Annotated in this window: 13 protein-coding genes; 5 read left to right on the top strand and 8 right to left on the bottom strand. The window is 64.6% G+C overall.

The window, feature by feature from the left end:
• Positions 1-3: 3 nt before the first annotated feature.
• From ACYP5B_RS54130 to ACYP5B_RS54110, 5 genes are all read right to left on the bottom strand, one after another.
• Positions 4-2556: an FUSC family protein gene (locus ACYP5B_RS54130; protein ID WP_459575760.1), complete on the bottom strand. Its 2553-nt coding sequence runs from the start codon at positions 2554-2556 to the stop codon at positions 4-6.
• 41 nt (positions 2557-2597) lie between these two features.
• Positions 2598-4403, bottom strand: a complete 1806-nt coding sequence (locus ACYP5B_RS54125; protein WP_459575759.1) for a M61 family metallopeptidase — start codon at positions 4401-4403, stop codon at positions 2598-2600.
• A gap of 44 nt (positions 4404-4447) precedes the next feature.
• Entirely contained in the window at positions 4448-5437 is a 990-nt protein-coding gene (gene acuI, locus ACYP5B_RS54120; protein ID WP_267605145.1) for an acrylyl-CoA reductase (NADPH), read from the bottom strand.
• Between the two features lie 81 nt (positions 5438-5518).
• Positions 5519-6268, bottom strand: a complete 750-nt coding sequence (locus tag ACYP5B_RS54115; protein WP_400098529.1) for a DsbC family protein — start codon at positions 6266-6268, stop codon at positions 5519-5521.
• Between the two features lie 45 nt (positions 6269-6313).
• Entirely contained in the window at positions 6314-7576 is a 1263-nt protein-coding gene (locus ACYP5B_RS54110; protein WP_400098531.1) for a UbiH/UbiF family hydroxylase, read from the bottom strand.
• Positions 7577-7828: 252 nt separating this feature from the next.
• Between ACYP5B_RS54110 and ychF the strand changes: the two genes are divergently transcribed.
• The gene (ychF, locus tag ACYP5B_RS54105; RefSeq protein ID WP_318235837.1) at positions 7829-8920 is read left to right on the top strand and encodes a redox-regulated ATPase YchF; all 1092 of its coding nucleotides are present in this window, start codon (positions 7829-7831) and stop codon (positions 8918-8920) included.
• Positions 8921-9022: 102 nt separating this feature from the next.
• On the opposite strand, the gene ACYP5B_RS54100 is transcribed toward ychF, so the two are convergent.
• Both ACYP5B_RS54100 and ACYP5B_RS54095 read right to left on the bottom strand, forming a co-directional pair.
• Positions 9023-9325 carry an addiction module antidote protein gene (locus tag ACYP5B_RS54100; RefSeq protein WP_267605142.1) on the bottom strand — a complete coding sequence of 101 codons (303 nt, stop codon included), beginning with the start codon at positions 9323-9325 and terminating at the stop codon, positions 9023-9025.
• Positions 9322-9627: a type II toxin-antitoxin system RelE/ParE family toxin gene (locus tag ACYP5B_RS54095; protein ID WP_459575758.1), complete on the bottom strand. Its 306-nt coding sequence runs from the start codon at positions 9625-9627 to the stop codon at positions 9322-9324. The genes ACYP5B_RS54100 and ACYP5B_RS54095 overlap by 4 nt, the downstream gene beginning before the upstream one ends.
• 340 nt (positions 9628-9967) lie before the next feature.
• Here ACYP5B_RS54095 and ACYP5B_RS54090 point away from each other — a divergent pair, with 340 nt between their 5' ends.
• From ACYP5B_RS54090 to ACYP5B_RS54080, 3 genes are all read left to right on the top strand, one after another.
• Positions 9968-10228, top strand: coding sequence for a type II toxin-antitoxin system Phd/YefM family antitoxin (locus tag ACYP5B_RS54090; protein ID WP_267606562.1), 261 nt, complete (start codon positions 9968-9970; stop codon positions 10226-10228).
• A complete protein-coding gene (locus ACYP5B_RS54085; RefSeq protein ID WP_400098547.1) occupies positions 10225-10485 on the top strand; it encodes a Txe/YoeB family addiction module toxin in 261 nt (86 codons plus the stop codon). Before ACYP5B_RS54090 ends, ACYP5B_RS54085 begins: the two co-directional genes overlap by 4 nt.
• A gap of 388 nt (positions 10486-10873) precedes the next feature.
• Positions 10874-12022 carry a hypothetical protein gene (locus tag ACYP5B_RS54080; protein WP_459575757.1) on the top strand — a complete coding sequence of 383 codons (1149 nt, stop codon included), beginning with the start codon at positions 10874-10876 and terminating at the stop codon, positions 12020-12022.
• A 262-nt stretch (positions 12023-12284) separates the two neighbouring features.
• On the opposite strand, the gene ACYP5B_RS54075 is transcribed toward ACYP5B_RS54080, so the two are convergent.
• Positions 12285-12575 carry a hypothetical protein gene (locus tag ACYP5B_RS54075; RefSeq protein ID WP_459575755.1) on the bottom strand — a complete coding sequence of 97 codons (291 nt, stop codon included), beginning with the start codon at positions 12573-12575 and terminating at the stop codon, positions 12285-12287.
• Between the two features lie 1527 nt (positions 12576-14102).
• On the opposite strand from ACYP5B_RS54075, the gene ACYP5B_RS54070 reads away from it, so the two are divergent.
• On the top strand, positions 14103-14258 hold a 156-nt coding region (locus tag ACYP5B_RS54070; protein WP_459575764.1), incomplete at its 3' end, for an RRXRR domain-containing protein.

Here is a 14258-nt window from a genome sequence, read left to right as displayed (position 1 = left end):
TTCCTAGCGCTCGCGCATGGCCCGGCCGATCGCGCCGGTACGCAGGGCGATCTTGGCGGTGTCCTCGCGCAGCGCGCGCAGGCGGCGCTCCAGGATGGCATTGGCGGTGCGCCCGGTGGAGCTCGCCGTGCTGGCGGTGCCGCCGGCTTCGCTGGCAGCCCGGGTCAGCTCGCCCGAGGCCGCGGCCTGCACCAGCACGTCGGCGCGGCGGCGGTCGGCCGAATCGGCCAGGCGAGCGCGACGCTCGCTGGCGTCTTCGGCCGCGGGCGGCGCGATGAGCGCTTCCGTGGCGATCGCGGCATCGGCGGCGCGCACGGCCTGCGCATTGGACGCAGCGGACGCAGCAGACACCACGGACGCCGTGGACGCCGTGGACGCCGTGGACGCCGTGGACGCAACGGCAACATCGGCCAGCTCGGCAACACCAGCGGCGGCCGCCCCCTTGGCATCCACGCTATCGCTCGCCAGGTCCGCTGTCTCCGTGGCTTTCACCGGCGCTTTCGCCTGCGCCTTCCCCTTCGCCGGATCCTTCACCGCGCGAATGAAACCCGCCCCCCGTCCACCGGCACGATCGTCCTCGGCTAGCCGTTCGCTCGCCAGCTGCAAGCTGTTGGCCGCGGCATCGGTGGCCTGGCGAATGGCGGCTTCGGCGGCCGGCAGGTCCAGCTCGCCATAGTGCTCGCGCACCTGGATGCGCGCCGCGGCCACGTGCGCGGCCACCAGGTAGTTCTGCACGATAAAGCGGTTCAGGTTGTCCACCGCACGATGCCGGCTCTTGGGCTCGTCGAGCATGCGCTGGAACGCCCCGATCAGCGCCGACAGGCTGTCCATGAACTGCTTGCGCTGCACCCGGTAGGCGAAATCGTCCTTGGCCACGCGTAGCAGCAGGTCGCGCGTGGCAGCGATGTAGCGGCGGTTGGCCTGCAGCACGTTCTCCACCAGCGCGGGCAGCGCGCGGTATTCCCAGCTGGGCAGCACGAAGCTGAACACCGAGGCGATCAGCCCGCCGATCACGGTATCGATCAGTCGCTCGCCGGCGACAGTGGGGCTACCCGGCATCAGCAGGTTGATCTGGATCAGCACCTGCACGCAGGCGGCGACAGCGGTATATCGGTACTTGATGGTGGAGAACGCCGCGCTGGCCACCAGCGCCAGGAACAGCACGCCAAGCAGGATCAGCGGCTGGTGCACGACCTTGAGCACGCCTACCGCGATCACGCAGCCGATCAGCGTGCCGATCAGGCGATCGTTGTAGCGCTGCTTGGTCATGCTGAAGTTGGGCTTCAGGATGACGATGATGGTCAGCAGGATCCAGTAACTGTGCGAGACATAAGGCAGATGATCGGCGATCCACAGGCCCGCCCCCACCGCCATGGTGATGCGCAGCGCATAGCGGAACGCCGGCGACTTCCAGTTCAGGTTGTCGCGCAGCACCTTGAGCTCGTAGCGCTGGCGCGTCAGGAATGGCGTCATGTCGGGCCCGGGCAGCACCTTGCTGGGCTCCACCGGCGTGCGCGACGCCTCGTGCAACTGTTCCACCAGCACGATGGCGCCCTTGATCATGTCGAGCGTCTCTGCCACCGCCGTCATTGCCGCCGCGTTGATGTGGTGATGGCGCAGCTGCGCGATCTCGTGCTCGACCGCGCGCAGTTCCTGCCGGTACTCAACGGAAGCGTAGGAGGGCCGGCCGCGCGTGATGTCGTAGGCGATCCCCTCCACGTCCTCGCACATCAGCTGCACCAGCCGGCGCAAGTGATCCAGCACCGGCGTGCCGGCAAAGGTCTGGCGCAGCAGCGGGTAATCGGTATTGGTGGAGAGAATGTACTCGTACAGGTCCAGCATGCGCATGTGAACCTGCACCAGCAGCCCGTCGTGCGGAGTGCGGTTGCCGCGCAGCACCAGGTCCCGCGCGGCCTGCTGGCGCTCGGCCACCACGATCTGCTGGCGCACCAGTTGGTTGAACTGCGCCTCGTAGTCGTAGCCGGCGTCGTAGAAGCCCGCCTTGATCTCGAGGTAGCCCGCCATCTCATACAACGCCTCGGCCAGCACCTGCTGCTTGGTGCGCCGCTGCGTGGCCCAGCTCACCACCATCGCGTAGGCCATGTACGCCACCGCGCCGATGCCGAACAGCAAGGAATGCTCGAGTGCGCGCCGCACCACGAAATCCTCGTTGATGGTGAGCGTCATGACGAACAAGGCCGAGAACTGCAATGGCAAGGTCTTGTTGCCGTACACCGTCATCATGCCGGCCATGAAGGTCACCAGCACCAGCACCAGCGGCATCACGCGCGGGAACGGTGTGGCCATGGCCACCAGCAAGGTCACCGCCGTGCACAGCAGCACGCTGGCCAGCATCTCGTTGAACTTGTGGTTGAACGGGCTGGGCAGGTCCATCAGGCTGGTGCACAGCGCGCCCATCGAGACCACCATGGCGGTGGGCAGGTCCGCGAACTGCAAGGCGATCAGCGTGGCGCCGATCACCCCGGTCGCGGAACGCAGGCCGCGAGCCACGTAATGCGAATAAACGAAGGTGCGGGCGTCGTGCGCGTATTGCATGTGGCTGCGTATGGTCCTGTGTTCCCTGCTGGCCTGTTGGCCTACAGGCCCAGCCAGCGCGCGCGCATGGCCTGGCGGCCGCCTTCGGTCGTCACGGTGTACTGCACGGCCGGCTCGCGCGCGAAGGTCAGCGGCAGCATGTGCAGTTCATCGCGACGGAACACATGGCACTCGGCGCTATCGCCGGTACGGTAGCGCGCCAGCAATTTATCGAGCTGGCCCGGTGCCACGCGCAGGCCATCCACAGCGGCCAGCAGGTCTCCCGCCGAGATCCCGGCCGCCTGGGCCGCGCCGCCGTCGAGCACCTGGGTCACGCGCACCCAGCCATCCTCGTTCTTGGTCTTGATGCCGAGCGCGGCGTTGCGCTCCGGCTTGGCCGGCGCCGCCTTGATGCCGAAGGGCTTGAGGAGCGCGGCGAGCTGCAGCTCGCCGGTGCCTTCGGTGAGCGAGCGCAGCAGCGCGCCCAGGCGCAGGCCGCTGACCTCGTCGAACAAGGCATGCACCTCGGCCTCGGTCACGCCACGCTGCTGCGCGCCCGGCGCGTAGAAGCCGCTGCCATAGCGCTGCCACAGCGCGCGCATGATGTCGTCGAGCGAGCGGCGGTTGCGGGTCTTGGTGCGGATGGTGAGATCCAGCGCCAGCGCCACCAGCGAGCCCTTGGTGTAATAGCTGACGATGGCGTTGGGCGCGTTCTCGTCCTGACGGTAGTACTTGGTCCAGGCATCGAAGGAGCTGTCGGCCACGCTCTGCTTGGTGCGGCCGTTGCCGCGCAGCACGCCGTTCCAGGTCTTGGCCAGCAGCTCCACGTACTGCTTCTCGGTGATGCGGCCGCTGCGCACCAGCATCAGGTCATCGTAGTAGCTGGTGAAACCCTCGAACAGCCACAGCAGCGGCGTGTAGGTTTCCTCGCGCAGCCGGTACGGCACGAACGCCGCGGGCTTGATGCGCTTGACGTTCCAGGTATGGAAATACTCGTGGCTGCACAGCCCGAGGAAAGTGCGATAGCCCTCGGTGGCCTCCTCCTTGCCGCGCGCCGGCAGGTCGGCGCGCGCGCACATCAGCGCGGTGCTGGCGCGATGCTCCAGGCCGCCGTAGCCATCGGTCGTGACCATGGTCATGAACACGTAGCGGCGGTTGCTGTCGAGGAAGGGCGCGGCCTCGGTCTTGGGTTCGAACAGGCGGATCTGCGCTTCGCAGATCTGCTTCAGGTCGCGGCACACGCGCTCCAGATCGAGTTGCGGCACATTGCCCGTGAACACCACGTCGTGCTGGGCGCCACAGGCGCGGAAGCTGCCCATGGTGAAGTTGCCCATCTCGACGGGGTGATCGACCAGCTCGTCGTAGTCTGCCACCTGGTAGCGGCCGAAGCCGTAGCGCTTGGCACCACCGCGGCCTGGCGCCTCGCGCATGGCCGTGGCGACACGCCAGCCGGCATAGGCCTCGCCGTCGGGTGCATGGATGTCGACCGTGCAAGGCTGGTCTTCCTGCCCTTCGGCGCAGAGGAAGACCGAGCTGCCGTTGAAGAAGCCGTGCGTGGCGTCCAGGTGCGCGGCGCGCACGGACAGGTCCCAGGCGTAGACCTCATAGCTGAGCGTAAGCGGCCCGTCCACCGGTGCCGCCTGCCAGCTCTGCTTGTCAAGCTTGGCCAGTGCCACCGGCTTGCCGCCGGCATCCGCGCGGATGCGCACGATATTGCGTGCGAAGTCGCGGATCATGTAGCTGCCGGGAATCCACGCCGGCAGGTAGAACAGCTGGCCGGCGGGATGGGGGGCGTCTACCGTGACGGTGACGGCGAACAGGTGCGCTTCCAGTTGAAGCGGGGCAATGGCGTAATGGATCGGCTTCATGAGCGTGATTGTAGCGCCATGCCCGGGCCCGACCCCGCGCCGGCTCAGGCGTTGACGTTCACCACCACGCGGCCGCGCATGCCGCCGTCGACGATCTTGCGCCCGGCCTCGATCGCCTCCGACAAGCCGATCTCGCGAGTGATGGCGCGCAGGCGATCCGGCACCAGGTCCTGCGACAGCCGCTGCCAAGCCTGCTCGCGCAGGGCCATCGGCGCCATCACGCTATCGATGCCATAAAGCGTAATGCCACGCAGGATGAAGGGCGCCACCGAGGCCGGGAAATCCAGCCCTTGCGCCAGCCCGCACGCCGTTACCGCGCCGCCGTAACGCACCTGCGCGCAAGCATTGACCAGTGTGTGCGAGCCCACCGAATCCACCACCGCGGCCCAGCGCTCCTTCTGCATCGGTTTGTTGGGCTTGCCTAGTTCCGTGCGGTCGATCACCTCGGCCGCGCCCAGCGCCTTGAGGAAATCCGCCTCGGCCGTCTTGCCGGTGGAGGCCACCACGCGATAGCCCAGCTTTGACAGGATGGCGATGGCCACCGAGCCCACGCCGCCCGAGGCCCCGGTCACCAGCACCTCGCCATCGGCCGGCTTGACGCCCGCGCGCTCCAGCGCGAGCACCGACAGCATGGCGGTATAGCCGGCGGTGCCGATGGCCATGGCCTGCTGCGTGGTGAACGCGTCCGGCAGCGCCACCAGCCAGTCGCCCTTGAGGCGGGCGCGCTGCGCCAGGCAGCCCCAGTGCGTCTCGCCCACGCCGTAGCCGTTGAGCACGACCTTGTCCCCGGCCTTCCAGCGCGCATGGGTGGATTCCAGCACCGTGCCAGCACCGTCGATGCCAGCCACCATCGGCCACTTGCGCACCACCGGCGAGCGGCCGGTAATGGCCAGCCCGTCCTTGAAATTGATAGTGGAGTAGTCGACGGCCACCAGCACATCGCCCTCGGCGGGCAGGCTGGATTCTTCGAGCGCGGTAACGGCGGCGTGGGTGGCGCCGTCGGCCTGGGTCAGCAGCAATGCCTGGAACGTCATGGAGTCTCCTTTGGATCTGTGATCAAAGACGACCGGTCGGCTCCGGCACGCAGCACCGGGTAGGCCTCCGGCGCGATGTGCTTACTTCTTCAGGCTGGCGAGCTTGCGCTCGAGCGTGGCGGCGTCGGCAGCGCCGGGAATGCGGGTGCCGTCCATGAAGAACACGGCCGGGGTGCCGGTGATGTTCAGGCTCTGGCCGAGCGCCAGGTTGTCTTCCACCGGCGTCTTGCAGCTGCCGTTGCCGGTCAGCGCCACGTGGCTGATCATCCAGTCGCGCCAGGCCTTGGTGCGGTCAGCCGCGCACCACACCTGCTTGGCCTTCACCGACGAATCCGGCGACAGCACCGGGTACAGGAAGGTGTAGACCGTAATGTTGTCCATCTGCTGGAACGTCTGCTCGATGCGCTTGCAGTAACCGCAGTTGGGGTCGGAGAACACCGCCACCTGGCGGCTGCCATCGCCCTTGCTCCACTTGATCGCGCGTGCCAGCGGCAGGTCCGACCACTTGATGCGGTTGATATCGGCCAGCCGCTCCTCGGTCAGGTTGGCGCCGGTCTTGGAGTCCACCATCTCGCCATTGATGATGTAGCGGCCGGTAGCATCGGTGTAGACCACCTGCCCGCCGATATTGACCTCGAACAGGCCGGGCACGGGAGTCTTGGCCACGCTCTTCACTTCAGCGCGCCCGCCCAGCATCTTTTGCATCGATTCCTTGATGCGGTCGGTGCCGGGCTCGCCCGCCGCCATGGCGTGCAGCGCGAAGCCGGCAGCCGCGATGCCGCCGACGATGGTGGCGCACAGGGCGGGACGGCGGCGCAGGAATTGCAACATGATGACTCCAGTAATTCAGGTGATTCGGTTCGCGTGGGCGGGGGTTCAGCCTAGCGCGCGGCCGATAAGAAAACGCTTGAGCAGCGACTGGCCGCCCACGACCCGCATGCCGGTATTGCGCACCGTGCGCGCCACACCGCCAGGCAAGGAAAACAGCCGATGCAGGCCATCGGTAGCCGCCGTCAGCGACAACAGATCGGTGGCGCGCGCCCGCTCGTAGCGTCGCAGCAAGCGCAAGTCGCCTTCTGCGCGGAAAGACTCTTTGTCGGCCATTACGCGGCCAAGTTCCGCCACATCGCGCAAACCGAGGTTCATGCCCTGACCTGCCAAGGGGTGCACCACATGGGCGGCGTCGCCCACCAGCGCCACGTGCGGCTGCACAAACTGATCGGCGCGCTGCAGCACCAGGGGGAAGCCCCGGGCCGGCGTCACGCAGCGCAGCGCGCCAAACTGGCGCCCCACGGCGCCGCTGGCGGCCTGCATCACGGTGTCGGCCAGCGCCTCGGGCGACAGCGCCAGCAGATCGCTCGCGTGGGCATCGTCGGCCGACCACACCATCGACACGCGCCGGCCCGGCAATGGCAGCAACGCCAGGATCTCGCCGTTGGCCGGCTCCTCGTCAGCCATCAGCTTGGGCGGCGTGCCCAGGAACCACTGCCAGGCCGTGTCCTGGTGCGGCAACTCGCATTCAAAGTTGGCCACCACGCCAAGCTGGCGATAGTGCCGCTTGGTGACAGGAATATGGCATTGCTCGCGCACCCACGAGCGCGCGCCATCGGCGCCCACCACGCAAGCCGCGCGCACCTTGTCGCCGCCGGCCAGGCTCAGCGTCACGCCATCATGGTCGCGCGCGAACGCGGCGGCCGTATCGTCATGCCAGTGCACCTGGTGCTGGAAGCGCAGCGCGGTATCGAGCACGCGCTCCACATGGCCGGACTCGATGATCCACGCCAGTTGCGCAACGGTGGCCGCATAGGCCGAGAAATGGAGATCACCGGCGGCCGAGGCATCCGCCTGTGCGGCGCTTGCATCGCCGAAGACACGCATGTCGCACACCGGCTGCATCCGCGCAGGGTCCAGCGCCTCCCATACGCGCAACTGCTCCAGCAAGGCTTGCGAGCTCGCCGAGAAGGCGTAGATGCGGCTGTCCCACTGGCCAGGATCCGGCGTAGCAGCGGATGCAGGCAAGCGCGGCGCAACCAGCGCCACCTGCATGCCCTGCTGGGCCAGCAGCAACGCGCAAGCCTTGCCGACGATGCCGCCGCCAACCACGGCAACCTGGAAATGGGAGGGAGATGGACGAGTCATGCGTGGATTATAGCCACCCCGGCATGACGGCTTTGGTGCGCCCTCGCGCCCAGTTCAGCGCAACCTCCGGCGCGGTTACAATAGCCATCTTTCCGATGGCAATTCCAGCACAAAACCGGTGAGCATCGCCCCGCTTTGGCTGTCTTGTCTCGTGCTGAGCTTTCCCCCTCTGCGTCCTTCACCGCTGCGCTGCCAGAGCGCGCCGGACGCACCCAGGGTGAACCGCAACCCATTGATTTTTAAAGGTTTACCATGAGCCTCAAATGCGGCATCGTCGGCCTGCCCAACGTCGGCAAGTCCACGCTGTTCAACGCCCTGACCAAGGCCGGCATCGCCGCCGAGAACTATCCGTTCTGCACCATCGAGCCCAATGTGGGCGTGGTGGAAGTGCCGGATGCGAGGCTCGCCAAGCTGGCCGAGATCGTCAAGCCCGAGCGCATCCTGCCGGCCGTGGTCGAATTCGTCGACATCGCCGGCCTGGTGGCGGGCGCGTCCAAGGGTGAAGGCCTGGGCAACCAGTTCCTGGCCAACATCCGCGAAACCGACGCCATCACCCACGTGGTGCGCTGCTTCGAAGACGAAAACGTGATCCACGTCTCCGGCCGGGTCGACCCGCTGTCCGACATCGAGGTGATCAACACCGAACTGGCGCTGGCCGACCTCTCCACCGTCGAAAAAGCCCACGCCCGCTACATCAAGCCCGCCCGCGCCGGCGACAAGGAAGCGCTGCGCCTGGTGGCCGTGCTGGACAAGGCCCAGGCCGTGCTCAACGAAGCCAAGGCCGTGCGCACGCTCGACCTGTCCGACGAAGAATGGGCCGCCATCAAGCCGCTGTGCCTGATCACCGCCAAGCCCACCATGTACGTGGCCAACGTGCGTGAAGACGGCTTTGAGAACAACCCCCACCTGGATGCCGTGCGCGCCCACGCCGCCAAGACCAAGTCGCCGGTCGTGGCCGTCTGCGCCGCCATCGAAGCCGAGATCGCCGACCTCGACGACGAAGACAAGGCCGTGTTCCTGGCCGACCTCGGCATGGAAGAACCCGGCCTGGACCGCGTGATCCGCGCCGGCTTCACCCTGCTCGGCCTGCAGACCTACTTCACCGCCGGCGTGAAGGAAGTCCGCGCCTGGACCATCCACGTGGGCGACACCGCCCCGCAAGCGGCCGGCGTGATCCACACCGACTTCGAACGCGGCTTCATCCGCGCCCAGACCATCGCCTATGAGGACTTCATTACCTACAAGGGTGAGCAAGGCGCGAAGGAAGCCGGGAAGATGCGCGCGGAAGGGAAGGAGTATGTGGTGAAGGATGGGGACGTGATGAACTTCCTGTTCAACGTCTAAGTATCCTGATCTGCTGTCTGCCGGTTGGATTCGGCGGATGGCAAAAAGGCCCCGCAAGGCATGCGTGCCTGCGGGGCTTTTTGTTTTTGAGGCGTCGGTCTGCTATGCGTGAGTCCCGGCGTCCGGCAAAGTCGTAAGCTTCACGCCGAGAGCGTGCAGGAGCTTCATGATGGTGTCGAAACGCGGCTTGGCACCCGGAGCGAGTGCTTTGTAAAGACTCTCGCGGCCAAGGCCGGAGTCGGCCGCCACTCTGGTCATGCCACGCGCCTTGGCGATGTCCGCAATAGCGGAGATAAGCACTGCAGTGTCACCCTCCTCCAGGGCTGCATTCAGGTACTCGGAGATCATTTCCTCGCTGTCGAGATAGTCCGAGGCATCGAAGCGTGCGACTTCGACCTTATTCATGATGACTCCTTCTTGATCGTTTTCCACATTTCCTTAGCTCGCCTGACGTCGGCTTTCTGAGTCGACTTATCGCCACCCGAAATGAGCAGGTAGGCCACAGCGCCTTCACGGCCGTAATAGATGCGATAGCCAGGGCCAAAATCGATCCGCATCTCCGACAGGCCCTCGCCGATCGGCTCCGAATCGCCAAAGTTGCCTTGTTCGGCCCGCTTGAGACGCGTCAGGATCTTGGCCCTGGCCTTCAGATCCTGAAGAGCCAGGAGCCAAGCGCTGAATTCAGCTGTGCGGTTGAGCGTGGTCATGGCCTCTAATCGTATCCAATTGGATACGAATGTCAAGGACAAGAGGAGATTGGGAACAACGCAAGGATCGATGTGTTTTCGAATACTCCAATAATGAGCGCCGATTCCATTGGGCAATTTCCGGCACGGCAAGGCCGCCGGGCCCATCTCGCCAATGACGACGACCAGTCTGTTCGTGCCTTTCGCGGCGAGCGCCGCTGGCTGGGTCCGGCAGGCGACGAAGGGCCCGCAAGACGTGAATGCGGCGGGGTTTCTTGGAAGCTGGTTGACTTACGGGCGCTGGTTTTAGTCATTAACGCAAGCTATACTTGTACGTGTAATTGTACAAGTTGGAGTGACCATGCGCACTGTACATTTCTCCGATGCACGCAACAATCTCAAAGCTGTGATCGACCAAACCATCGACGACGCGGACGCGATCCTGATCACCCGCCGCGACGCACCCAACGCCGTCATCATGTCGCAGGAGCACTATGACAGCCTGATAGAAACGCTGCACCTGCTGCGTTCGCCTGCCAACGCAGCACGGCTGGCCCGCTCCATCGGGCAACTCCAGCGCGGGCAGGCCATTGAGCGTCCCCGGCCTGAGGAAGATGAGTGAGCCGGCCCGTGCTCTTCACGCCCGATGCCTGGGAAGATTACCTCTACTGGCAAGGCCAGGATCGTAAGACCCTCAAACGCATCAACCAGCTGATCAAAGATGCGCAACGCACGCCGTTCGAGGGAATCGGGAAGCCCGAGCCGCTGGTGGGCAATTTGACAGGTTTCTGGTCACGGCGCATCGATGACACCAATCGCCTCGTCTATGACGTGATCGAGGACCGGATCAACATCGTCGCTTGCCGTTACCATTATTAAGAATGTGCCCTCGCACGACCGGACGCCCGCGGGAGCTTTTGTTTCCGGCCGCGCATGACTCCCTTGTGCAACCGCCGCTCGCGGAGGGCTGATTCCGTCCCGCACCTTGGGGACCCGGGCCCGCCCTGATCATGAACCCGAGCACAGCAACATTAAAAACTGGCTATAGGACGCGATCTGCTCATGCTGTTCTTCACCCCCGCCTCGCGAACACTTCTTCCGCCCACTGACCCACGATAACCGGGAACTGTGCGCAGCCGTGCTGCGCGCCGGTGATGCGCAGCCACGGCCGCTTCATCGATCAGGAGTTATTCAGCCCCAGTGCGTCTCAGGAGGGAATCCTGCGCGCAAGCGCAAAGTAGACTGATCCCTATTTGATCCAATCAGCATGAGCGAATACCAATACTACGAATTCGCGGCCATCGACCGGCCGCTGACTCGCGCCGAGATGGCGCAGTTGCGCGCCGTCTCCACGCGTGCCCAGATCAGCCCCACGGGGTTCGTCAATCACTATGAGTGGGGCGACCTGAAGGCCGATCCGGCTGACTGGATGCGGCAGTATTTCGACGTCTTCGTCTACACGGCCAACTGGCGCAGCTGCCGGCTGGCGCTGCGCGTACCGCTCTCCACGTTTGGCAAGGCGGAACTGAAGCCTTTCACTATCCGGCATGCCTCGACCGTTGAGGCAAACGCAGAGCACTGGATCTTTGGCTGGTCGCACAACGACAGCGAAGAGTATGACCGTTTCGACATGGAAGGCGGTAGCGGCTGGATGCAACGCCTGGCCCCCCTGCGCGCCGAGCTGATGCGCGGCGACCTGCGCCCGCTTTACCTGGGCTGGCTGGCCGGATCCCCTGACCTTGAGGACGACGCGCTGGAGCCGGAGGTGCCACCCGGCCTGGCGACACTGTCGCCGCCGCAGGAGGCGCTCGTCGAATTCCTGGAGATCGACCCCGACCTGCTGGCCGCCGCCGCGGCAGCGAGTGCTGACGTTTCGCCGGGCGACGCCGAGCAGGATGATCGCATCGACGCGTGGCTAGACGAATGGCAGCGAGAGGAAATGACTGCCGTGATGAAGTTGCTCGCCCAAGGGCTGGTACACCAGGCCGAACGCCAGGTGCGGCTACGTCATGCGGCCTGGCTGAAAGCACAGCGCGTTTCACCGTCTTCCTCGGCGCAGCGCACCCTTGGCCATCTGCGGGAACTTGCCGAAGCGGCCAGCATTGCGCGCCTGAAACGCGAAGCGAAGGCGCAGGCCAAGCAGGAGGCCGCACGCCGCCGAAAGCGCGAAATGCAACTGAGGCTGGTGATGAACGATGTGGACAAGCGCTGGGTAGCCATTCATGCGCAGGTGCAGAGGGGCACGGCGTCGGCCTATGACGAGGCAACGAAGGCGCTGGCAGAGCTGGCGGACGGCTATGCGCTCACGTCAAGCACTGAAGCATTCGAGCTCGCGCTGCGGCAACTCCTGGCTTCCCACGCCAAGCGCGGCGCCCTGTTGCGCCGCTTGCGCGATGCGGGGTTGTGCCCGACATGAGCACCCTTTGAGAACAAGCCGAGACGGAGAACTTGCAGATTGCCGGGCTGATCGGCTCGATCAAGGCTTGGCTTCGCCCAGTGTAGCGATATGGGACCGCCGCTTCCGCGCGAATTGGCCAAATAGGCGGGATGGCTCGCCGGCAGGGTGAGAATCCATGCGCACGAACACAAACGGAAGCCCCGGGGCGACCAAACGCCTGCGGGGCTCCTTATTTCACGAGACTGCTGACGCAGCCCGCTCGTGGAAGCCCGCCATCGGATCACCCATTACGCGTCCCCTCAAGGTCCCGCAGGACCGCGAGTTCGCTCAACACCAGCGTCTCGTTCGCAAGCACGGCCGCCAGCGAGAGCAGATGGCCCTGAGTCTCTTCAGTCAGATTGGCCAATGTGCCGCCGGCAGCGTTCTCGATGGCGACCGACAGCAGCGCGTTGAGTTGGGCAGCCTTTTCAGCGGCGAGGCTAAGCGGGCTTTCGGATGCAGCGTGCGCGGTCACGAAGATATCGCGGCCTGTCTGTTCGGCGCTGATGTTGTAGTGCGGGTGCTTGCACATTGGATGCCCTCCCGATTTGGGAGCGCATGCGCTTTGGAATCACGGGGACTTTGGGATAAGCTGAATGCCCGGTGCGGGCAATTCGGACGAGCATGGACTGGGGCATGTGCGCCTCCTCTTGACCAATTGAAAGGGACCGCCTTGCGGCGGCTGTCTTTCCTACGTAGTCGAGACGCCAATCCCGGTCGCTGTGGTTGCAGCGACTCATCTAGTATAGCGCTGGCAGCGATGATCTTGCGCTTTCCTGAGGCATCGGCTGCAGACTCCATGAAGACACGGCGAGAATCGATCATACCGACCATAGTGATCAATATGGCTGGAGATAACCATGATTACCGAAGTCACCGCAGTCAATTTCCGGCAGAACTTGGGCGATATGCTCAATCAAGTGTAGTAAGTGTAGTACCGCCACGACAGCATCGTCATCAAGAAGGACGGTAAGCTGGTCGCCGCGCTGGTCGATGCCGAACTATTCGCGCGTATTCGCAGGATGCGGGAACGTTTCGAGGCGCTGAGCGACCGTATTGCGCATGTCTACGGCGATGTCCCGGCCGAGCAGGGAATGGCTGAAACCGAATCTGCAGTGGCCGCTGAACGGAATCGCTAATGCCAGGGTTACGCGTGGCACTCGATACCAACGTGCTGCGGATCAGCCGGTGCTTGCTACCTTGCGCGTCGCCTAGGCGCAATACTTGATCACGGACGATAAAGATTTGCTGGTGCTGGCACAACGCTACGCGATCGTTACGCCCGCCACTTTCTGGGCGAGGCACGGCGGTTAGGCGTTGCGACTCAGCGTCTGCGCAGAAATCCGCACGCCGCGAAGCGCAAACAGAAGCCCCACAAGGCCAAGGGCCCGTGGGGATTTTTGTTTCAGTAGCCGGCTCACTCAGCGCACTGGCAAGAGACCGCCACATCATCATCCGTCAAGCATCTCCTCCGGGTCTTGCCGTGCGGCGAGCTCGCTCAAAACCAGCGTCTCGTTCACAAGCCCCGCAGCCTTCCTACGTTCTCGAGACCCAAATTCCGATCGCATGTTGTTGCAACGACGTGCCAAGTATGGCGTTGTCCGCAACGACTGCTGCGCCCTACTGCAGCACAGCGTGCATTAAAGATTCCGCTCGTACGGCACTGGAAAGAGTTAACGAAAACATGACAACAGCACGTCCACGAAGCCACTAAAATATCCAGATTCGTCGGCGGGCGTTCAGCTGGCAGGACACTACGATGGAAGGAGGAGCAATGGTCAACTACCCCGGCCTAAAGGCCGGAGCTTGCAAAGGCAACTGAACAAGCTCGGGTTGACCAGGCAAAGCGGTAACCAACCCGCTACGTTGCGAATAGGTGCAAGGCCAACGTTGGGATGCTTCCTCAGTCCCAACCTCTTGAAGCTCCGGTTGCAGACAAGCGACAGGGTAAGCACGAAACGGATCGGGGCAGATCGCCGGTTCGCAACATTGCCGAGGGGAGACCTCCCAACGGGAGGCGTCACCAGGCCCGTAAGGGCAACTTTTAGGAGAGATTGCCTTGGCAGTCTTTGTGTTAGACAGGAGCGGCAATCCGCTCATGCCCTGCAGTGAGAAGCGAGCGCGGCTGTTGCTGGCGCGCGGCCGCGCACGTGTGCACCGCGTGATGCCGTTCGCTATCCGCATAGTGGATCGGCGGACAGCGGACTGCGTCCTG

It is taken from the genome of Cupriavidus sp. 8B (assembly GCF_054589115.1).
Note: the sequence above shows the minus strand (reverse complement) of the source record. Positions and strands in the feature narration are given on the sequence as shown.